Origin of the sequence: Herminiimonas sp. Marseille-P9896, assembly GCF_903993245.1 — a bacterium.
In the GTDB taxonomy this organism is placed as follows: Bacteria; Pseudomonadota; Gammaproteobacteria; order Burkholderiales; family Burkholderiaceae_D; genus Oxalicibacterium; species Oxalicibacterium contaminans.
The window spans coordinates 89351-109897 of sequence record NZ_CAJEVT010000003.1 but is presented as its reverse complement, the minus strand read 5'-3'; the positions used below and the strand labels follow the sequence as shown (position 1 = coordinate 109897).

The window sequence follows — 20547 nt, the reverse complement described above, 5'->3', positions numbered from 1 at the left end:
AATTTTAAAGTGAGGCCACGTCATGCGCCTACCTTTAACGTTTACAGCGCACCCCACCAGCCCTACTTGGCGACTCCCCATCATCGTATTCCTGCTGACCGCTATGGTCGGCGGCTGGATTTTTTTCAAGTCCGAATCCAACCGGCGCGAGATCGAGATGGCGCGGGCGAATCAACTGGTCTCCAGCTATGCCACCGCGATTACCCGGCAATTCGACCATGCGCTGTCCGCTGCCAATGCGCTGGCCGTGATGGTGCATCAGGGCAAAGGTCGCGTAGCTGAATTCTCGCGCCTGTCCAAATACATGCTGAATATGTACAAAGGCGCTTATGCCCTCGCCTTGGCTCCTGACGGCGTAGTGCAGCAAATCGAGCCCGCCGCCAGCAATGCATGCGTCAATGGACACGACATCATGGCGGGCATGGATCGCGCCACACTGATACCGACCATGGATCAGAACGTGGTCGAGTTCTATGGCCCTATCCGCTTGCTGCAAGGACCTATGGGTGCGATCGGCAAGCTGCCGGTGTTCCTGAAGAATGCAGAAGGCAAAGCCTACTTCTGGGGCTATACGCTGGTGACCCTGAAGTTTCCTGATGCCTTCAGTGACGCACGACTCGAAGACATGGAAAGCCGCGGCTACACCTACCGCCTGAGTGGCAAAAATCCGCAAACCGACAAGGTAGAACTGATCGCAGCTTCGCGCAAACCCTTGCAAGGTCGCATCTTCACGCGCCAGGTCAAAGTCGGCAGCGATGAATGGACGCTGGAAGTCAGTAAAAAAGATGGCTGGCAATCTGGTGCCCGCACACTGGTGGCAGCTGTTATCGTCATCATCAGCAGTCTGTGCATGGGCTGGTTCGCTTATGTGCTGGCCGCCATCATCCGCAGTCGCCGCGAGTTGCAAAGCATCGCCCAGTACGACGCCCTGACCGGTCTGCCGAATCGTCGCCTGCTGGAAAGCCATCTGAAGCAGGCGATCGCAGGTGCCGCGAATGGCGAACATCAGGTCGCCGTCTGCTTCCTCGATCTCGACGGCTTCAAGGAAATCAACGATAGCCTCGGTCATGCCGCCGGTGATTATTTGCTACAGCAAATGTCACTACGCCTGCACAACTGCATGCGCGCAAGCGATATGCTGGCACGTTTTGGCGGGGATGAATTTGTCGTCGTCCTGAACGAACTGCACTCCATCGATGAATGCGAAAAAATCCTCGCGCGCATGATCAAGGCCGCGCAGGAAGCGGTAGAAATCGATGGCAAGCAAGTCGTCGTATCCGCCAGCATAGGCGTCGCCATGTATCAGCCCGGGCTCGGACGCGACGAGCTTATGCTGCGTGCCGATGGCGCGATGTACCAGGCCAAGCAACTCGGTAAAAATAAATTCGTATTTGCCGACTGATAGTGCCATCGCGTCTATGCACAAGTCACAACTTGTGCAAGATCATCGCGAGACAGGCAATTTATATCCAAGCCAATAGCAGCAAGGTTGTGCGCGATGCGAGCAAGAGTTCCCCCCAGACTTATCCACAGAAAATGTGGATAAGGGAAACAAAAAGCGCTACTCCATACGCACATAAAAAAAGCCGGCATCAGCCGGCTTTTTTACACTTACAGCAAGCAACTATCAGCCAGTGACTGCGCCTTTGCTGGCGGTCGAAGCCAATGCTGCGAATTTCGACAGGACACCGCGTGTGTAACGTGGCGCAGGTTGTTTCCAGTTAGCGCGACGACGTGCGATTTCTTCTTCCGGTACGTTCAACTGGATCAGCAGATTGTGTGCATCGATGGTAACCGAATCACCCTCTTCCACCAGACCAATCAAGCCACCAACGAAAGCTTCCGGCGACACGTGACCAACCACCATGCCCCAGGTACCGCCGGAGAAACGACCATCGGTAATCAAGCCGACTGACTCACCCAGGCCCTGGCCAACCAGCGCCGAAGTCGGTGCCAGCATCTCAGGCATACCAGGACCACCTTTAGGGCCGAGGTAACGCAAGACCAGTACGTCGCCAGCAACGATTTTCTTCGCCATGATCGCGTCCATGGCCGAGTATTCGTCGTCGAATACACGTGCAGGGCCGGTGATCACTGGGTTTTTCAGGCCGGTGATTTTTGCGACGCAACCTTCAGGCGACAGATTGCCTTTCAGGATTGCCAAGTGGCCTTGTTCGTACAGCGCATCCTTGATCGGATGGATAACTTTTTGCTCTGCGCTCGGTACCGATGGTACGTTCGCCAGCGCTTCAGCAACGGTCTGACCGGTGATGGTCATGCAATCGCCGTGCAGCAAGCCTGCGTCCAGCAAGACTTTCATGACTTGCGGAATACCACCAGCTTTGTGCAAGTCGGTTGCCACGTATTGACCCGATGGTTTCAGATCGCAGATGACAGGTACTTTTTTGCGCATGCGTTCGAAGTCATCGATGGTCCATTCCACTTCAGCAGCGTGTGCAATCGCGAGGAAGTGCAAGACAGCATTGGTCGAACCGCCGGTAGCCATGATGACTGCAACTGCGTTTTCGATTGCTTTGCGGGTCACGATATCGCGTGGCTTCAGGTCTTTCTTGATCGCTTCGATCAGCACACGTGCGGATTCAGCAGCGGAGCCGACTTTTTCATCGTCAGGGTTAGCCATCGTCGACGAGTACGGCAAGGCCAAGCCCAGCGCTTCAAACGCGGACGACATAGTGTTTGCAGTGTACATACCGCCGCAAGAACCAGCCGATGGACAGGCATTGCGTTCGATACCGTCGAAGTCTTCTTGCGACATACGACCGGCAGTGAATTCACCGACCGCTTCAAATGCCGAAACGATGGTCAGGTCTTTACCTTTCCAGTGGCCTGGTTTGATGGTGCCGCCGTATACGTAAATACTCGGTACGTTGGTGCGCAACATCGCGATCATGCCGCCTGGCATATTCTTGTCGCAACCACCGATGACCAGCACACCGTCCATCCATTGGCCGTTAACAGCTGTTTCGATACAGTCGGCAATGACTTCGCGCGAAATCAGCGAGTACTTCATGCCTTCGGTACCCATGGACATACCGTCGGAAATGGTCGGTGTGCCGAATACTTGTGGATTGCCGCCCGAGTCCTTGACGGTCTTGATGGCGATGTCAGCCAGCTTTTGCAGGCCGGAGTTACATGGCGTGATCGTCGAGTGACCGTTGGCGATACCAACCATAGGTTTGTCGAAATCTTCCTTTTCGTAGCCCATTGCGTAGTACATGGAACGATTCGGGCTGCGGGAGATACCTTGTGTAATATTTTTCGAACGGCGATTGAATGCCATGATGACTCCAGAAGAAAATAAGCTATCGGTAGTACGTCGCATTTAACCAGGGCTACGACGCTTGCCTGCCCGGTAACAGGGCAAATCCTTGAAAAGACGCCTAGATTGCCTTGCGCCGTGCCATGTGTCAAATATATGATTCCATCATTATCAATATGCAAAATATATTGATATGGGGTAAATTGAGGTCATGAATATAGAACTCCGGCAGTTACGTCACTTCGTCACGGTCGCCGAGGAAATGCACTTCGGCCGCGCCGCCCAGCGCCTGCACATGACGCAGCCGCCGCTGTCGCAGTCGATCCAGGCGCTGGAAGCCCTGCTCGGGGTGCAGCTGTTCCGCCGCACCAGCCGCAGCGTGGCACTGACTCCTGCCGGCAGCGCCCTGTTGCCGGAAGCGCAACGCATCCTGCAGCAAACCGCAGCCCTGCCGGACCTGATGCGCCGTGCCGCGTCCGGTGCTTCGGGCCGGCTCTCGCTGGCCTTTGTGTCAACGGCTGACTACAGCGTGCTGCCGCACTTCCTGCGTGAATTCCGCGAAGCCTACCCGCAGGTAGAGATCGATTTGCGCGAAGCCACCACCGACGTCCAGCTAGATGAGCTGACGCAGGGACGCATAGATGTCGGCCTGCTGATCCCGCCGTTGCCAGACAAGGCGCGGCTGCAACTGGATTATTTGCCGGTTTTATCTGAACCTTTGATCCTGGCTGTACCTAAGGGATTGAACGCGGTGCGTGGCAAGCAGACGGTAGCCTTGCAGGCAGTCGCCGAACTGCCGCTGATTATCTTCCCGCGCCGGATCGCGCCGGCCTTCCATGATGCGATCCTGGCCTGTTATCGCGATGCTGGCCTGACGCCGCATATCGGGCAGGAAGCGATACAGATGCAAACCATCATAGGACTGGTATCTGCCGGCATGGGTATCGCGCTTGTGCCACAATCCGTATCAAACTTAAAACGCCCCGGCGTCGACTACAAGGCACTGGCAGATAAAACGCCGCTGGTCGAAACCGGTATGGCATGGCGACGGGATAACACCTCGCCGGTATTAAACGCTTTTCTGGAATTACTGAGAAAGAAATAGAAATATGTGGATACACCCTATGCCCGATCCGATTGCACTTGAAATCGGTCCCCTCGCCATCCGCTGGTACGGCCTCATGTACCTGGCAGCATTCGCACAATTCATCTGGCTGGCGCGGGTACGCATCAAGCAGCCACATATCGCACGCGCCGGCTGGAAGAAAGAAGACATAGACGACATGCTGTTTTACGGCGTGCTCGGCGTCATCATCGGTGGTCGCCTTGGTGAAGTCCTGTTCTACGATCCGAGCTACTACTTCTCCAATCCGCTTGAAATCTTCAAGGTATGGAAAGGTGGCATGTCCTTCCACGGCGGTTTCCTCGGTGTGCTACTCGCGATGAGCATCTGGGCCAACCGTCAGCGCCGCAATGTACTGGACGTATGGGATTTCATCGCACCTATGGTGCCGCTTGGTTATGCCTTCGGCCGTCTCGGCAATTTCATCAATGCCGAATTGCCGGGTCGCGTCGCCGATGCCTCGCTGCCGTGGGCCATGATCTGGCCTAACGTCGATAACCTGCCACGTCATCCTTCGCCTTTGTACCAGGCACTGGTCGATGGCTTGCTGATGTTTATCCTGCTGTGGCTGTTCTCGCGCAAGGAACGTCCACGCATGGCAGTCGGCGGCATGTTCTGTTTGCTGTACGGTTCGGCACGCTTCTTCACTGAATACTTCCGCATGCCGGATTACGAAGTGCACTTCGCCAATATCACCATCTCTGCCGGACAGATGTTATCGGTACCGCTGATCGTGCTGGGCATCGTCATGCTGCTGATTGCTTATCGCAAAAAGCCTGCGTGAAGATTCCCGTTCAATCGATTAGAGATACCCCATAGATGACAGCCTGGCTCGCCTTTACCAAACTCGCCGATACCAACTTCACTATGCCACTGGCCGCACTGCTTGCAGTGTGGCTGGCAGCCGCCAGCGCCTGGCGTCCTGCGCTTTGCTGGTGTTTGCTATTCGGCTTCGGCATCTTCCTGGTCGCAGCGACCAAGATCGCTTATGTCGGCTGGGGCATAGGTATCGCCACAATTGATTTCAAAGGCTTCAGCGGTCATGCGATGCGCGCGATGTCGGTTGCACCCGCATTCCTGTATGTGTTGCTGCAGAATCAGGGAAAGCGCAAGGCCACGCTGGGTGTGCTGGCAGGCCTGCTGTTCGGCCTCATGATAGGCATCTCGCGCCTGGCGCTGGGTGTGCACTCGGTTTCTGAAGTCATTACTGGTTTGCTGTTGGGTGCTGTCATCAGCCTGGGCTTCATCTGGTATTGCCGGGGATGGACGCCTATCGTCTTTGATCGCAAGCTACTCATCATAGGCACCATCGCCCTGTTCCCGATACTCACCCTCAAACCGGCACCGACCGAAGGTTGGATAGAACGCATCGCGATCTACCTGTCCGGCAATGAGAATTTGCATCGCCATCCGGCAGATCCAAGCTAACGACTTTGCTTCAATTCCCCGCCACGCCAGTTCGCCCATAAACCTGACAAATGCTCACGGTGCAGCAAAAGCACCGCGAGCGCATAGCTCAGCGCCCCTACCGCCATCGAAATAAACAGCATCGCCAGCAAAGGCAGCGACAAATGCTGCAAGCCGCGTTGCGCCGCATAAACGCAAGCCGCCATGAAAGTGACGCACATCACAGGCGACAGCAAAGGCTGCAATTGCGCACGCATAGGAATCGCCGCGTACTTGCGTAACAAGTGCAAACCTAGCGGATAAGTCACCGCTACCCGGCACGACCATGCCGCAATGATATAAATTGCGGACTGATGCGCGGTCAGGAATACCGCCGCAATAGTGCAGGCACTCGCGCACACCGCCGGTAACAGCAAGGCACGCGGATGACCCAGCGCACGCAAGTACGGACTGACGAAAATACGGGTAAAGCTGATCGCCCACACAAAGCACAGGATCACGATCATCGGGATCGCTTCCGCCCATTTATCCCCGAGTAGCAGCGGCACCCATTGCGCGGTGGTCAATGCGAGGCCGACGAAAATAGGCGTGGAAACAAAAGCCATCACCTGCGTGGTTTGCAGGAAGGATCGCTGCAAGCGCTCCTTGTCCTGCTGCATGGAAGAAAACAGCGGCAAGCCTATGCGCCCGGCTACACTGCCGACGATATTCGACAAGGCATCGGTCGCCTTGAACGCAACGCTGACAAATCCCAGCATGCTCATGCCGTGTATCGCACCGATCAGCAGGCTGAACACGCGCGTCAGGAAAGCCCACAACGCACCTTCCAGCATCACCGGGAAACCAAACACGATCAGTTGCTTCGCATGCGGCCATGAGAAACGACGCTGCGGCCACCGCTGCTGGCCGCGCCAAAAAATCACCGTCAATAAAATGTTTTGCACGATGCCCGCAATGACAATGCTCCACACGCCGAACTGCGACAGCGCCAGCGTAATCGCGACGATGCCGTAACTCAGCTTGCCCGCTACCGTGCGGCGCGCAATCGCCTTGGTGCGCAGCTTGCGATCCAGCATCGCAGATGGCAACAGATTCAATCCTGTGAACAGACAAGCCGTACCTTCGGCCAGCAAGATCGTACCGACCAGGCTTTCCTGCAGATAGAAGATGAAGTAAAGACCGACGCCGACGCAGAACAGAAAGCCGGACAAGCCAAGCGCGACCGCCATCCAGAACGCACTATCCAGATGCAGCATATCGATAGGCCGTCGCTGTATCAGCGCTTCATTGATACCGAGGCCTATCACCAGTTGCGTCAGCAAGACGATGGATTGCGCAAAGGCGACGCTACCGAAATCGGTAGGCGTCAGCACCCGTGTCATGATGGCCAGCGTGAGGAAACCGAGCAGCCCTACTCCCAGGCTATCGACGATGGCCCACGGCACCACCCGTCGCATATTTTTCATCTGGCCACCAGCCTGCGTTTAAAGGAACCCAGCACGCGCCTGATCCGGCCAAAGATGGAAAAGGTATTCAGGAAGCGATTCTTCTTGATCGCCCACTTCAGCATACGCAACCATGATTCGTTGATCTGGCGCTGCTCCGCGATCAGGACGATCTCTTCCAGCAAGACCAGCTGCGCATGATTCCCCGCACGCAGACGCAAGATTTGCGTATCCGTCGGACGCCCCGCCAGCGACTCTGGCAAGTCTGCACCGACCGCCATGAAGTTGAGTTTGGTACGCATGCATTTTTCGCAGCGACCACAATTACGCCCGGTGGTCGGGCCTTCCCAGCACACGCGTAGATTGCGCAAACCTACCGGCCAGTCGAGTATGCCTTCGGCTTTTTCGGTACGGGCGAATTCACCGCCGTCATACACAATCTGGAAATCGCGGCTGGACAACATCGCATAGGTAATCGGATTGCCGCCCCAGGGCAGCACCAGCCGTGCGTAGTCTTCATCGGAACCGACCAGTCCGGCGTTCGCACTGCCCTGCCAGTTACGCAAACAGGTGGCAACGCCATTACCGAATTCCATTTCCCAGTTCACGCAGGCGACGGTGCGCCAGTTAGTCTTCAGCGTCACCATGGGGACACTGATCGAATGCAGGGTATCGGCAGCGGAAGCGATGGTGGTATCGAAAGCCGCTTTCGCATCCAGTGCAATATCGAAGCCTTGTATCAGCACACCCGCATGCAAGGGATAGCTGCGTCGTCCGGCGCGTCCGGTGACGTGACGCCATGCAGTGAATGACGCATCAAGACCGCCCGAGAAAGCCGCCACTGCACGTGTCGCGTACGGTGCGGGGATAGCACTATCCGGCAATTCCTGTGCCGCACCTACCCGTATCGCTCGGTACAGATCCGGCCGCCACGCGACCCAGCACGCAATCAGGTCTTCCATGTTCTTCAACAGGGAAAAAGTCACCGGGCCATCGATATACAAATCCTGTCCGCGATGCATCGCGACGAAGACTAGCGCGGTCGCCGCCATATCGTGCGCCACCAGCGGTGCAGGCAGACTGTGCTCCGGTCCGGCCAGCTCCCACCAGACTTGCTGGTTGCCAAAGCTGGCACTGCGGACGACGCGGCCTTCGCTACGCTTTTCGGTCAGACGTACGATCAGCGGACGCGTCGCGTGCTGTATAAAAGGATGCTCTTGCAAATTCGGATGGTCAGACAGGTTCATCAGGCACGTTGATACACATCGTCGAAACGCACGATGTCATCTTCTCCCAGGTAAGCCCCCGATTGCACTTCGATCAGGTGGAGCGGCATCTTGCCCGGATTCTCCAGCCTGTGTGTCATGCCTATCGGGATGTAGATGGATTCATTTTCAGTCAGCAGCCTGACCGTTTCGCCGCAAGTGATGCGGGCAGTGCCCGTCACCACGACCCAGTGTTCGGCACGATGGTGGTGCATCTGCAGCGATAATTTTTCACCCGGATCGACGGTGATGCGTTTGACCTGGAAGCGCTCACCCGCATCTATTCCTTCGTAGCAGCCCCAGGGGCGATACACACGCGTATGGTTTAAATGCTCGCCGCGCTGTTCCAGCTGCAGGTGTTCGACCACCTGCTTGACGCGTTGTACCTGGTCTTTCGCGACTATCAGTACCGCATCCTTGGTTTCCACCACGATCAGGTTATCGACGCCTATCGCCGCAACGAAGCGGCTGCCGGAACGGATCAGCGTATCGGTCACGCCATCGGTGTACACGTCGCCGTGCAGGATGTTGCCGTCCTTGTCGCCCGGCTTGATCTCGGCCAGCGCCGACCATGAGCCGACATCACTCCAACCCATATCGACCGGGATCACCAGCGCATGCGCAGTGTGTTCCATCACGGCAAAGTCGATGGACTCGGCCGGGCAAGCAGCATAGGCGGTTTCATCGAGGCGGCAGAACGACAAATCGGTATACGCATCATGCACTGCCAACGCACAGCACTGGGCCATCTCTGGTTGCAGGCGTTGCAGTTCGGACAGGTAAGCGGAAGCGCGGAACATAAACATGCCGCTATTCCATGAGTAATTCTTGTCTGCGATGAATTTTTCTGCCGTCGCCAGATCAGGCTTTTCCACAAAGCGTTCCACCGCGAAGCAGGTTTCCGATGCGTCCAGCGCCGCACCACGACGTATATAACCGTAACCGGTTTCCGCTGCCGTCGGCACAATGCCGAAGGTAGCCAGCGCAGTCGTGCCTATCGCATCGGCTGCCAGCATCACCGCGACATGAAAAGCATCTTCATCCGCAATCATGTGATCCGCTGGTAGCACCAGCATCACGGCATCCGGCTCCAGTGCCGTCAGGTAATTAGCGGCTGCCGCGACTGCGGGTGCAGTATTGCGCCCTTGTGCTTCGAGGAGGATGGCGGTCGGCGTGATGCCTATCTGGCGCAACTGCTCGGCGACCAGGAAGCGATGATCATCACCGCACACTACCAGCGGCGGCTCCATGCCTTTCCAGGTGGAGACACGCAGTACGGTGTCCTGCAGCATCGTGCGCTCGGATACCAGTGGCAATAATTGCTTGGGCAAGGCGGCACGCGACAAGGGCCACAAACGGCTGCCGGAACCACCAGACAAAATAACGGGATAGATTTTCATGCAGGCTCGCGTTACGCCACATTGGCCAGCTTGCGCGGCTTTACCTCTTGCGGCGACAGCGCAGGAGCCTCGGATTTGGAATCTGCTTCCGGTGTGCGCGTTTTACCGCGACGATCACGCGCATCGCGCCAGTAGTCTTCCACGCATTCGGAGACATGCTGCATCTGGCCGATACGGCTGACACAGTAATCCTTGCACACCACCAGCTCCGACATATGGGAATTCGGCGACACACGGGTATATTCAAACAGTACGCTACGCGTAACTTCCGAGCCGCTGCAGATCTGGCTGCCGTGTCCTATCCAGGTCGGGCCTATGATGGTGCTGCCGGCTTCCACCGTCGAGCCGGAACCGATATACACCGGCCCCTCTATCTTCGTACCTTCCCAGTCTATGCGCGTATTCAGCCCGACCCACACGCCATCGGCGATCTGCGTACCCGGCATGGTCATATGCGCGAGTTCGCCCTTCAGCACATTTTGCGAAACCTGCCAGTAGTCTTTGACATTACCGATATCTATCCAGTTGAAGAAACGCTTCTGCGCAAAGAAAGGCACGCCCTTCTCCACCAGCAAAGGAAACAGCTGTGAACCGATATCAAACTCGGTATCAGATGGAATCAAATCCAGTACTTCCGGTTCGAAGATATAGATACCGGTGCTGGCCAGGTTCGACAGCGCTTCTTCCGGCTTAGGTTTTTCCTGAAAGGACAAGACACGCCCCTCTTCATCGGTCACCACCATGCCGTAATCGGATGCCTTGTCCAGTGACACTTCCTTGGTGATGATGCTGACCATCGCGCCTTTGCGCTTGTGTTCAAACAAGGCTGATTTGATATCCAGGTCGATCAGCGCATCACCGCAAATGACCAAGGTGGTTTCATCAAAGAAACCACCGAACTCCTGTATCTTCTTCAGGCCGCCAGCGGAGCCGATAGGCTTGGGCATGACTTCACCTTCATCGGTCATATAGCCTTCGAAGGAATAGCCTATCTGTGCACCAAAACGCTGCCCCTCACCAAAATAGTCTTCTATTTTTTGGTGCAGATAACTAACGTTAACCATGATCTCCTGGATGCCGTACTTCACCAGGTGCTCGACCAGGTACTCCATCACCGGCTTACCCAGTATCGGTATCATCGGTTTCGGCAATTCATAAGTCAGGGGCTGGACGCGTGTTCCTTTGCCTGCGGCAAGTATCATTGCTTTCATGGTTCCCTCGGATTCTTCAGTATTAAATCAATATGGATGTGACTTCAGGCATAGGCCAGCTTGTCTTCCGACATCGCTTGCCAGCGCCAGGAATCAACGCACATTTGCTCTATGCTGCGGATCGCACGCCAGCCAAGCTCTCTTTGCGCGAGTGAGGCATCGGCATAACACACGGCGATATCGCCAGGACGGCGCGCCACGATGCGATACGGAATCTTGCGTCCGCTCGCTTTTTCAAATGCGCTGATCATTTGCAACACGCTGCTGCCGCAACCGGTACCCAGGTTGTAGGCCAGCACGCCTGCATCGGTATTCATTAATCGTGCCAGCGTCTTCACATGACCTATCGCGAGATCAACTACATGAATGTAGTCACGCACGCCGGTGCCATCCGAGGTCGGGTAATCGGAACCATAGACCGAGAGCAACTCACGACGTCCGGAAGCCACCTGCGCCACATACGGAAATAAATTATTCGGCACGTCATTCGGGTCTTCGCCGATCAGGCCGCTCTCATGCGCACCGGCAGGATTGAAGTAGCGCAACAAAGCGATGCGCCATGACGGATCAGAAGTCGCCACATCGCGCAGCATCTCTTCTATCATCAGCTTGCTGCGACCATAAGGATTGGTTGCCGACAACGGAAAGTCTTCGACGATAGGCACAGTGGCCGGATCACCATAGACCGTGGCCGAAGAACTGAAGACCAGGCTCTTCACACCATGCTTGGCCATCACCTGAAATAGCACCAGGCTGCCTTCCACATTGTTGTCGTAATAGCGCAGCGGCTCTGCCACTGATTCACCGACTGCTTTCAGTCCGGCGAAATGCACGACGGCATCAAACTCATACGCGGAGAAAATTTCATCCATCGCAGAGTAATCACGCAAGTCCGCTTCTATGAAGCTGACTGATCTGCCGGTAATTGTCGCTACGCGATCCAGCACCGACACTTTGCTATTACAGAGATTATCGACAACGACTACCCGATACCCTGCATTGATCAGTTCTACACAAGTATGTGAGCCGATATAACCAGCTCCTCCCGTTACTAATATTTGCATTTCATTTATCCAGTAAGCGGCAAGTTTGCACCCTTACAAAGATAGTCAGATCACTGCAAAGTTCACTATTTAGATAGAAGATTTAACAATAAAGTTAGTTGAAAAATTTACGCGTTTTCAGAGGGAAACTTCATCAAACTGAAATATTTTTTCGCAGAAATGTATCGCCTGTTTTTTGAAAAATATGCACGGTAAAAATCATGGATGTACGTAATTTTTACAGCGCGAATTTCTGCAAATTATTTCAGGCAGCGGCGACGTAAGCGGCTTGCTGTTCACTCACCAGATAGTCAGCACAATACAAACGCAAGATACGCAACACACCAGGACGCACCCCGCGCAAAACGAAATCACGCTGCACTTTGCTTTGGTGGCCATACAGCAATAACAGCAAGCCTATGCATGCACTATCAATGTGCGTTACTCCGGAAAAATCGATGCGGATATCAAAAGGCATCGTCGTTGCCTCCGTAAATATCTTGCGCATCGCAGTCAGGTTACGTTCATCCCATGCACCGCTGGCGTGAATACTGATGTAGCTGGTGTGCTGCTGCATCTCTATCCGTGCCGCTACCAGCGCATGCAGTTCAGGTTTGCGCAAACGCACCATCACCGCACACGGCAACACATGACGCGTCATCAAGCGGATCAAGGTCAAGCCATCATGCAGATAACGGCGCCACAGGCTGGGCTCTTCCCATATACGCCACAACCACTCACCACCTATGTGCTGCACCCAGCGTGGTGCACGTGCGACGGTACCGGCAACGAAATTCACCACTGCACCCAGATGACCGATGACAGGTGCATCCAGCGCAGCGAGATTGTGTTCTATCCACGCCTGCCCTTTCTTCGCACCTAAGGCGACCACCACAAAATCAGCCTGGCTGGCATTGATGCGATTGATGATGGCGGGCGTACTCATCTGCTCTATGCTGCCAAAGCCAGGCGATTCATAACCGGTACACACCAGGCCAGATGCACTGGCGTTCAGCTTCTCTGCTGCGGCAGCGGCCACACCATCTGGCCCGCCAAAGAAATACACACGCAACTTTTCAGCACCATCTTTGCGTACGTGCAGACGCTCAAACAAAGTGGAACCGGCAACCCGCTCAGTGACAGGCAGGCCCAGCAGCTTTGCTATCCATACCAGCGGCATGCCGTCTGCCACCGATAAGTCGCTGCGTATGACTGAATCGCGGAATGCGCCACCGGCCAGACTGGCCACGGCGAAATTGAGATTCGGGGTCGAGAGAAAGCAGCGCTGATAGTGATGTGCGGCATCCGATAATTGATCGACTGCCTGTTCCGTACTGATGACATCGAAAGGCAGGCCGAGTATGCACACCACCTTGCGCTGGAAATCCGTTTGCACCGGATAAGAAGATATTTGCGTGCCGCTATAGTCCGGCATCAATGCCTGATTATTCTGCATCACGTCTGGCCCTTACCCATTCAAGCTGGCGATTCACGAAGAACTTCATATACAGCGGCAACTTCCAGCAGGCATAACCCAATGCCGAGAATAAATCCTTCAGGCTCAACACCTGTTGACCAAAGCGCTGCCAGGACAGCATGATCGCCAACGTCAGTCCAGCCACCAATACGCCAGCCAATACCAGCGGTGCAGCATAGTCAAAGATCAGGAAATTCAGAGATGTAATGCCAAACACTGCACACGAGAGCAGCGTCAACAAAGCCAGCGGCGGTACGCACATATCCAGTGCCATCGCGAACAGCGCACGATTGCGCTCACGTATGCCCTGCCATAGCAAAGGTAAACCTTCGTGCATGATCATGCCCATATGGCCATGCTCCCAGCGCGTGCGTTGCATGCGCGCGGCTTCGTCGCTGCTCGGGAAGTAGCTGATCACACAGGCTTCCGGACAGAACACAGGTGCTGCCTGCGCCCGCGCCAGCTCGACGCCCAGTTTCATGTCTTCCGCCAGATGACCGTTCGCCAATGACGCTTGCGCTATCAGCGGCCACGGAAAGGCCATGCCGGTACCCATCAGCTGGCACGGCAAACCCAGATGATGGAAACCCAGTGCGCGCACCTTGTTCTTCACTATCCATGCGAATTCGGCGATACGTATCTTCAGCCCGGCACCGCGTGGCGCACGCATCAGATCCAGTGCCTGCACCGGTCTTTGCGTTTCCAGTGCAGTACAAGCCAGCTGCGTGATCGAGCCTGCTTTTACGCGACAATCGGCATCGATGATGATCAGTACTTCCGGCGGACTCAAGGACAGTTGCCGCACACCGGCATCCAGCGCATAGCCTTTGCCGCGTGCCGACAAATCATGGCGTTCCAATACCGGCGCACCAGCCGCCAATGCCTGTTCTGCTGTGTCATCGTCACAGTTATCAGCGACCACCAGGATGCGGTCACCTGCACGCAATTGCGCGCGTATGCCCGCCACGGTCGCAGCTATGCCCTGTGCTTCGTTGTGTGCAGGAACCAGTACGGCGACTTCCGGACGACGACCATCGGGTGCAGCGACCATGGATTTTTTACCCATCGCAGCCAGTACCTGCAGCAGGAGCACGGCAACCGGCACCAGCAAGGCCAGCACCACCAGCGACAAAATGATCTGGAATAAGGTCATCATGGCTTGCCTCCCAGCAGCCAGCGATCGCCTTGCGACACCTGATAAAACAAGGCGATCAGCTTGGCCGCTTCCCGGTCGATGTCGTGGCGTGCCAGCACGCGGGTACGCGCCCGTGAGCCCATGCGCGCCAATTCATCATGCGGCGTATTCAGGCAACGCTCCATCGCCAGTGCCAGCTCATCGACCGAGCCGGGCGGATACAGCCAGCCGTTTTCACCTTCGATCACCAGTTCCGGTATACCTGCTATCCATGTCGTCAGCACCGGACGCTGCACCGACATCGCTTCCATAATCACCACCGGCAAGCCTTCAGCAAAACTCGCCATCACCAGTGCCCGCGCTGCCAGCAGCTCCTGCCTGACCTGCTCACTGCTGATCCAACCGGTAATCCTTACCTGCGCAGCCAGCCCATGTTTGGCGATCAGCGCTTCCACCTCGGGGCGCATCTCGCCATCACCCGCCAGCACCAGTTCAAAATCTATGCCCTTGGCGGCCAGTCGTGCCGCCGCTTCGATCAGGATTTGCTGGCCTTTCTGTTCGCACAAGCGACCGACACAAACAAAGCGCGGTTTCTCGGCGACCTGCGTCGCACCGATGCGATAGAAATCAGGATCAACGCCGCAATGCACGATGTGCATCTTGGCCCAGTGCTTATAAGCGACGCTGCGGTACAACTGACTGCGACAGAAAGAACTGACCGCCGCGACAAAAGTGGCACGACGCAGCTTCTCGCCAAGGCCTATGAACTCGGCCTTATCGAATTCTTCCGAGCCATGTATGGTCAGGCTGTAAGGCACGCCTGCCAACTCGCTCGCCAGCATCGCCACCTCGGCCGAATTGGTACCGAAGTGCGCATGCAAATGCGTCGCGCCCTCCCGCTTCAGCCACAAGGCAACCCGACACGCTTCAGCCAGGTATATCAGGTGATAAGGCAAGGAACGGTCAGCGCGTTTGCTCATCTGCCAGGCCAGGCGCAAGCCATGAAACAGGCGCTTCGGCGTCGAAGTAGCAACCGATAACACGGAGCGCAGCAAGCCAAACAAACCGTTTTTCAATACATAGCGGGTACGATCACGTTCAGTGAAATCCTCGGCGTCAACCAGGTCGCCATCCCAGCCGCGCATCGCTATCCTCTGCACATTCATGCCCTGGCGTTCCAGCGCCAGTATCTCCCGCCGGATGAAGCTGTGGCTCACCTTCGGATACTGATTAATCAGGTAGGCAACACGTATAGCGTTCACTTCATATCCTTTCAGCGCTCGGTACCGAAGCGCATAATCCTCGACACATTTTCTTGTATGTTTTTTTGCAGACCATTTACTTCCGTCTGTCCGACTATTCGTGCTGGCACACCTACCGCAGTCGCACCATCCGGCACATCGCACAAGACCACGGACAGCGCACCGATACGGCAACCATTACCTATGCGCACCGCACCCAGCACTTGTGCATACGCCCCAAACTCAACGTCATCACCTATTACCGGCACCGCGCCATCGGCGACACGATTACCTATGGTCACACCCTGGCGCAAAGTGCAGTTGCGACCTATCTGCGCTTGCGGGTGCACAAAGATGCCGCCGAAATGCCAGATGCGCAGGCCGCCACCTATAACTGCCGACTTCGGCAAACTGATGCCGACCACTGTTTCCACCAGCCGGAACCACGGCCAGTACACAGCCGTCAGCACGCGTTTCATCCGACCCGGTTCCCGGCTATCTATGCGTCGCCCCAGGCGGTAAGTCCACACCGCCCAGATCGATTGCTCTTTCAGGAAGGGGCGTCGCACGTCATAACGTTGCACATCTGCTGACCAGTCGCTATCCATCATTCGTTTCATCAATCCAGTTGCAGTAACTCACCACTGACCGTAGACACAGTGCCGACACCGCTGGTCGCGTACACAGTCACTATCGCGCGTGGGTCAGGCCAGGCAAAGGTCTTGCCCTCGCCGTTCGTCAATTCGCCGCTATCGAAATGAAGCGGGGTACCGGATGGGTCACGCACTTGCAGGCGCAATTTTCCGCCGCCGGTAGTATGTGCGGTCACGCGATAATTCTTGCCGGCCTGTGGCAATGCCCAGTTCACCGGATGCAGACCACGCGATGAATAATTGACTTGTGTCACCGCCTGCGCGTTGGCAGGAAATACCACCGCCTGTCGCCATGTATCGAAATCCCCGAGACTGGCACCGGATTGCAATTGCCACGGGCCGCGCATGGACAGGAGATTCATTTGTTTTTGCAGGACGACAGGCTGCCCATTTCCATCCAGCCAGCCTTGCGCTGACACCACCGGACGCAATGCCACGCGCATGCGTTCGAGATCATTGGCCACGTTGTTGTCCCAGCCGCCTTTATGCAAATCGAAACCTGCACCGTTTTCCACATAGATAAAGAACGGCGTACCGAAGTTGCGATCGACCACATACGCACCATAGGTCTTCAAGGTCTCTGCAACTTTGCGCAAATCAGGATTGCTGATCTTGCTGGTGTCATAGGAAGGCGGCAGCATCAGCAATGCACCCTCCGGTATCTTTCCTGTGTTGCGCGTGGCGGCATCGGTATCTGCCGAAGTCGCCGGGAATACATAAGTCGGTTGCGACGCCAGTCCGTCGAAAGTCAGCGACACGGCCAGCGCATGGCGATACATCACATCACCATCCTTCACTTCATGCTTGCGTATCAGGCCGCCCGCAGTTGCCACTCCGGCCGCGCGCGCCCCCTGGAAGTAATGCGCCGGATCACCCCAGCCGCGACCATTCAGTTTGGTCCATGCATACTGGGCGGCGACCCACTTGCCATCCACTTTTTTCAATTGCCAGAATGAGTGGACAATGCCGGTCGCCGGATCAACGATATCGGCATGCCCGTCGCTGGCGCTGGCAGCCACCACATCTGCAGGCCAGCGCGGGATGGTCACGTCATGGAAGGCCGACGCATCCGGGTCCCACAAACCCTGTGTCTTAGGCAAGCCGCTCACCGTGACAGGCTGATCCCCAGCCTTCGCGAGGAATACGCCAGTCGACCACTCACCTCCGGCAACACCGGGGGCATAGGTGGATTTCGGAATTACAAAATCACCGAGGACCGGCTGCACCGGACGGCTATTCCATGGCGAAGTCGCGGCAAATGGTTTTTGATATGTGCCCCAGCCACCCTGCGCCGCCGCTTGCATGGGCGCGCCTGTCAACAGCAGCGCGCCGCACAAAGCCAGTGCAGTCGCAATGCTGTTCTTGGTACCGACATCAGGGTAGGAAATAGGCATATCTGGGTTCTCCATATTGTTTAAGCTGTTTTCAATTTGTTGGCCATCAACTTGCCGCGCGCTATCCACCAGTGTTCAAAGTAGAAGGTAGAAATATGCGCAAGGACGAACAGCACGGCGAAGAGCAATGGTCGTTTCAGGTATTTGACGATCACATCGCCACTACCGAGCCATGTGTGCGCCAGCAGCGGATGGATCACGTACAACGCATAGGAAATAGTCGCCAGGTACACCAGTACGCGACGATTCAGCATGGCGGCAAGCGTGCTGGCCGGATTGACGATGGTGCTTCCTACCAGCAGCGCCGCCAGATAAGGACGCAGGTAATTCAGTGCTGCGCCCTGCTCATGGCAAGACACCAGCAGCAACAGCAGCAATGGCCATTGCGGTATCTTTTTCAGCCATGCCAGCACGCGCAAATCACTACGGTGATGCACCAGCAAGGCCAAAGTACAACCGGCCAGGATTTCATCCATGCGGTAGTAGCTGATGCTGGATGCATACACGCCATCCGTCACACGCAAGCCGGTGAAAAACAATGCCAGCAACGGAAGCAGAAACAAGCTGCGCACACCAAACAAGGCAAACAGCAGAGCGATACCCAGATAGAACTGCATCTCCAGGCACAAGCTCCAGATGTGCTCGGTCAGCGTGACCAGATGTACTGGTGGCAGATTCGCGTAAAAAAAGAAATGCGATAGCCAGGTATCAGCCGATGCACCAGCAAGCGTCAATGCCAGCGCCAGGTACAACCACGCCAGTGGCAGGATGCGGAAGAAACGACGCACCAGGAAATCAGAAACCGGTGGATCCTTCAGCAGGAAGGAAGTAATCAGGAAGCCGGACAAGGTAAAGAACAAGGACATGCCGAGCAGCCCAAACATCGCATTCATCTGCAATACCTTGGGCCCCATAGGCAGCAAATGCGCAGCCAGTACACAAAGGATGCTGACGCCGCGCCAGCCATCCAGCACTTCCAGACGCGGGCCGCTCATCGCACACCTGCCGTTTGTTGCGCCGCACCGCTGTTAACTTTGGCATCGGTTTTAGCCGCGGGCAATGCACCGCTGATAGTCGCCAACGCACAACCGGCACCGATGACAAACCAGAAGTACCAGTTAAAGACCAGATAACCAAACATATTGTCCGACGACGACACCACCAGGTACACAATCACAATCGCGATCGTGATGAAGGATGCCAGCCGGTCTACCCGGAACAGTGCTTTCAGTGCCAGTACCATGCGTGCATACAGGAAGAGGTAGGCACACAAACCGAGCACACCGGCGTCAAAGAACCATTGCACATACACATTGTGCGCACCCCAGTTCATCTTGTTGGCGGCCGGGAAGAAGGTTTGCGAGAAATGACGGAAAGCCTCGACACCATAACCGGACAGATAATGGCTGGGACGCATCCATTGCAAGCCGCTTTCCCAGATCGACAAACGCCAGGCAAACGAATTCAGCTTGGCATAACCGACCGCTTCGGTACCGCTACCCAGGTCCAGCAAGCGATCACGGATTTCCGGTACCAGCAAAGCCACGACCGGCAATAGCATCAGGTACAGCAAATAACGCCGCTCAAACAACAAGGCATAGCCGACAAATACAAACAGACAGGCGATCCAGGCACTGCGTGTCTGCGTCAATACCAGCAAAGCCAGCAGATAAAAGAAATACAGCGTCACTACCACGCGCATGGTGCCGCTCAGTGGCATCGCCTTATCCTTCAGTGTGAACAGGGTCAGCGGAATGACCAGCGTCAGGTAAAAGGCAAAGATATTTGGATGGGTAAATGTAGATTGCAGGCGGAAGCCTTCTGCCCCGCCGCTGGCGCCGTGCAAGGCGACATCAACTACCGCATACAGCGCAGGCAAGACCGAGGACCATAAAACCAGTCGTACGCAATAGCGGAAATTCTGCGCTGAACGCACAAAGTAAAAGGCACTGACAAACATCGCGAAGTAAGACAGCAAGGTCAGGTAAGTGCGGATCGCATCACCCTTCTCCGGCGAGATCACAACGCCGAACAAGGCTGCCAGCAGGAAAGGCAACCACGACCAGACCATCTTCTTAGGTAGCTGCTGCGGTCTTTCCATCACCAGCATGCAAGCCAGCAGGATCACGCACAGATTGATGACACCACCCAGGCCCGTGGTGTAGCCACCTATCGAGAAACGAGTCGACTCCAGCACCACATCACCGACCGAGCGGAACACGATAATCAGCGTCAGCAGCGCCATACGGTTAAACAACAGCAGGAAACCAAACAGCAGGAAGGCAGGCAAAGCCGCCAGTCGCGCCAGCTTGTAATCCATCACTTCCGCATAAAACGGCACGACGATACCGGCCAGCAGTGCCAGCACGATCACGCCCAGCACTGTGTACGCCTGCCCCTGGTTCGGCAGCCAGCGCATATGCACTTTGCCACCGGAGGCAGTGCCTTGATATGGAATGTCGGTAGGCATGGA

The 20547-nt window shown here is 55.9% G+C and carries 17 protein-coding genes; 4 read left to right on the top strand and 13 right to left on the bottom strand.

The features are described 5' to 3' along the window. Window positions 1-22 precede the first annotated feature (22 nt). Complete coding sequence (locus H7U06_RS10905) at window positions 23-1402, top strand: sensor domain-containing diguanylate cyclase (protein WP_175626200.1); 1380 nt, start codon at window positions 23-25, stop codon at window positions 1400-1402. A gap of 225 nt (window positions 1403-1627) precedes the next feature. Here H7U06_RS10905 and ilvD read toward each other — a convergent pair whose 3' ends face one another. After that, the gene (ilvD, locus tag H7U06_RS10900) at window positions 1628-3301 is read right to left on the bottom strand and encodes a dihydroxy-acid dehydratase (protein ID WP_175626199.1); all 1674 of its coding nucleotides are present in this window, start codon (window positions 3299-3301) and stop codon (window positions 1628-1630) included. Window positions 3302-3491: 190 nt separating this feature from the next. Between ilvD and H7U06_RS10895 the strand changes: the two genes are divergently transcribed. The 3 genes from H7U06_RS10895 to H7U06_RS10885 are packed head-to-tail and all read left to right on the top strand — an operon-like array spanning window position 3492 to window position 5831. Continuing rightward, entirely contained in the window at window positions 3492-4385 is an 894-nt protein-coding gene (locus H7U06_RS10895) for a LysR substrate-binding domain-containing protein (protein ID WP_175626198.1), read from the top strand. A 4-nt stretch (window positions 4386-4389) separates the two neighbouring features. Further along, entirely contained in the window at window positions 4390-5187 is a 798-nt protein-coding gene (gene lgt / locus H7U06_RS10890; protein WP_175626197.1) for a prolipoprotein diacylglyceryl transferase, read from the top strand. Between the two features lie 35 nt (window positions 5188-5222). Further along, window positions 5223-5831, top strand: a complete 609-nt coding sequence (locus tag H7U06_RS10885) for a phosphatase PAP2 family protein (RefSeq protein ID WP_175626196.1) — start codon at window positions 5223-5225, stop codon at window positions 5829-5831. Here the strand turns inward: H7U06_RS10885 and H7U06_RS10880 are convergent. The 12 genes from H7U06_RS10880 to H7U06_RS10825 all read right to left on the bottom strand — a co-directional run bounded on the left by H7U06_RS10880 (window position 5828) and on the right by H7U06_RS10825 (window position 20544). Beyond that, on the bottom strand, window positions 5828-7276 hold the full coding sequence (locus H7U06_RS10880; RefSeq protein ID WP_254873222.1) for a lipopolysaccharide biosynthesis protein: 1449 nt from the start codon (window positions 7274-7276) through the stop codon (window positions 5828-5830). The two genes, H7U06_RS10885 and H7U06_RS10880, sit on opposite strands and share 4 nt — an antisense overlap. Further along, the gene (locus H7U06_RS10875) at window positions 7273-8502 is read right to left on the bottom strand and encodes a hypothetical protein (RefSeq protein ID WP_175626195.1); all 1230 of its coding nucleotides are present in this window, start codon (window positions 8500-8502) and stop codon (window positions 7273-7275) included. Before H7U06_RS10875 ends, H7U06_RS10880 begins: the two co-directional genes overlap by 4 nt. Continuing rightward, the gene (locus tag H7U06_RS10870; protein WP_175626194.1) at window positions 8502-9920 is read right to left on the bottom strand and encodes a mannose-1-phosphate guanylyltransferase/mannose-6-phosphate isomerase; all 1419 of its coding nucleotides are present in this window, start codon (window positions 9918-9920) and stop codon (window positions 8502-8504) included. The genes H7U06_RS10875 and H7U06_RS10870 overlap by 1 nt, the downstream gene beginning before the upstream one ends. Before the next feature lie 11 nt (window positions 9921-9931). Continuing rightward, a complete protein-coding gene (locus H7U06_RS10865) occupies window positions 9932-11131 on the bottom strand; it encodes a sugar phosphate nucleotidyltransferase (RefSeq protein WP_175626193.1) in 1200 nt (399 codons plus the stop codon). Between the two features lie 44 nt (window positions 11132-11175). After that, window positions 11176-12195 carry a UDP-glucose 4-epimerase GalE gene (gene galE / locus H7U06_RS10860; RefSeq protein WP_175626192.1) on the bottom strand — a complete coding sequence of 340 codons (1020 nt, stop codon included), beginning with the start codon at window positions 12193-12195 and terminating at the stop codon, window positions 11176-11178. A 244-nt stretch (window positions 12196-12439) separates the two neighbouring features. Then, complete coding sequence (locus H7U06_RS10855; protein ID WP_254873252.1) at window positions 12440-13630, bottom strand: WecB/TagA/CpsF family glycosyltransferase; 1191 nt, start codon at window positions 13628-13630, stop codon at window positions 12440-12442. Further along, window positions 13620-14807 (bottom strand): glycosyltransferase family 2 protein, encoded by a 1188-nt coding sequence (locus tag H7U06_RS10850; RefSeq protein ID WP_175626191.1) that lies wholly within the window; start codon window positions 14805-14807, stop codon window positions 13620-13622. Before H7U06_RS10850 ends, H7U06_RS10855 begins: the two co-directional genes overlap by 11 nt. Continuing rightward, window positions 14804-16048: a glycosyltransferase gene (locus tag H7U06_RS10845; RefSeq protein WP_217703462.1), complete on the bottom strand. Its 1245-nt coding sequence runs from the start codon at window positions 16046-16048 to the stop codon at window positions 14804-14806. The genes H7U06_RS10850 and H7U06_RS10845 overlap by 4 nt, the downstream gene beginning before the upstream one ends. 11 nt (window positions 16049-16059) lie before the next feature. Beyond that, window positions 16060-16647, bottom strand: a complete 588-nt coding sequence (locus H7U06_RS10840) for a serine O-acetyltransferase (protein ID WP_175626190.1) — start codon at window positions 16645-16647, stop codon at window positions 16060-16062. Beyond that, window positions 16647-18074 carry an Atrophin-1 multi-domain protein gene (locus tag H7U06_RS10835; RefSeq protein ID WP_175626189.1) on the bottom strand — a complete coding sequence of 476 codons (1428 nt, stop codon included), beginning with the start codon at window positions 18072-18074 and terminating at the stop codon, window positions 16647-16649. Before H7U06_RS10835 ends, H7U06_RS10840 begins: the two co-directional genes overlap by 1 nt. A gap of 20 nt (window positions 18075-18094) precedes the next feature. After that, entirely contained in the window at window positions 18095-19069 is a 975-nt protein-coding gene (locus H7U06_RS10830; protein WP_175626188.1) for an acyltransferase, read from the bottom strand. Beyond that, window positions 19066-20544 carry an O-antigen ligase gene (locus tag H7U06_RS10825; RefSeq protein WP_254873221.1) on the bottom strand — a complete coding sequence of 493 codons (1479 nt, stop codon included), beginning with the start codon at window positions 20542-20544 and terminating at the stop codon, window positions 19066-19068. The genes H7U06_RS10830 and H7U06_RS10825 overlap by 4 nt, the downstream gene beginning before the upstream one ends. Window positions 20545-20547: the final 3 nt, after the last annotated feature.

Bases quoted from the DNA above. Each gene is read 5' to 3' on its own strand.
- H7U06_RS10905 (WP_175626200.1), top strand. From the start codon at position 23: ATGCGCCTACCTTTAACGTTTACAGCGCACCCCACCAGCCCTACTTGG.
- ilvD (WP_175626199.1), bottom strand. From the start codon at position 3,301: ATGGCATTCAATCGCCGTTCGAAAAATATTACACAAGGTATCTCCCGC.
- H7U06_RS10895 (WP_175626198.1), top strand. From the start codon at position 3,492: ATGAATATAGAACTCCGGCAGTTACGTCACTTCGTCACGGTCGCCGAG.
- lgt (WP_175626197.1), top strand. From the start codon at position 4,390: ATGTGGATACACCCTATGCCCGATCCGATTGCACTTGAAATCGGTCCC.
- H7U06_RS10885 (WP_175626196.1), top strand. From the start codon at position 5,223: ATGACAGCCTGGCTCGCCTTTACCAAACTCGCCGATACCAACTTCACT.
- H7U06_RS10880 (WP_254873222.1), bottom strand. From the start codon at position 7,276: ATGAAAAATATGCGACGGGTGGTGCCGTGGGCCATCGTCGATAGCCTG.
- H7U06_RS10875 (WP_175626195.1), bottom strand. From the start codon at position 8,502: ATGAACCTGTCTGACCATCCGAATTTGCAAGAGCATCCTTTTATACAG.
- H7U06_RS10870 (WP_175626194.1), bottom strand. From the start codon at position 9,920: ATGAAAATCTATCCCGTTATTTTGTCTGGTGGTTCCGGCAGCCGTTTG.
- H7U06_RS10865 (WP_175626193.1), bottom strand. From the start codon at position 11,131: ATGAAAGCAATGATACTTGCCGCAGGCAAAGGAACACGCGTCCAGCCC.
- galE (WP_175626192.1), bottom strand. From the start codon at position 12,195: ATGCAAATATTAGTAACGGGAGGAGCTGGTTATATCGGCTCACATACT.
- H7U06_RS10855 (WP_254873252.1), bottom strand. From the start codon at position 13,630: ATGCAGAATAATCAGGCATTGATGCCGGACTATAGCGGCACGCAAATA.
- H7U06_RS10850 (WP_175626191.1), bottom strand. From the start codon at position 14,807: ATGATGACCTTATTCCAGATCATTTTGTCGCTGGTGGTGCTGGCCTTG.
- H7U06_RS10840 (WP_175626190.1), bottom strand. From the start codon at position 16,647: ATGAAACGAATGATGGATAGCGACTGGTCAGCAGATGTGCAACGTTAT.
- H7U06_RS10835 (WP_175626189.1), bottom strand. From the start codon at position 18,074: ATGCCTATTTCCTACCCTGATGTCGGTACCAAGAACAGCATTGCGACT.
- H7U06_RS10830 (WP_175626188.1), bottom strand. From the start codon at position 19,069: ATGAGCGGCCCGCGTCTGGAAGTGCTGGATGGCTGGCGCGGCGTCAGC.
- H7U06_RS10825 (WP_254873221.1), bottom strand. From the start codon at position 20,544: ATGCCTACCGACATTCCATATCAAGGCACTGCCTCCGGTGGCAAAGTG.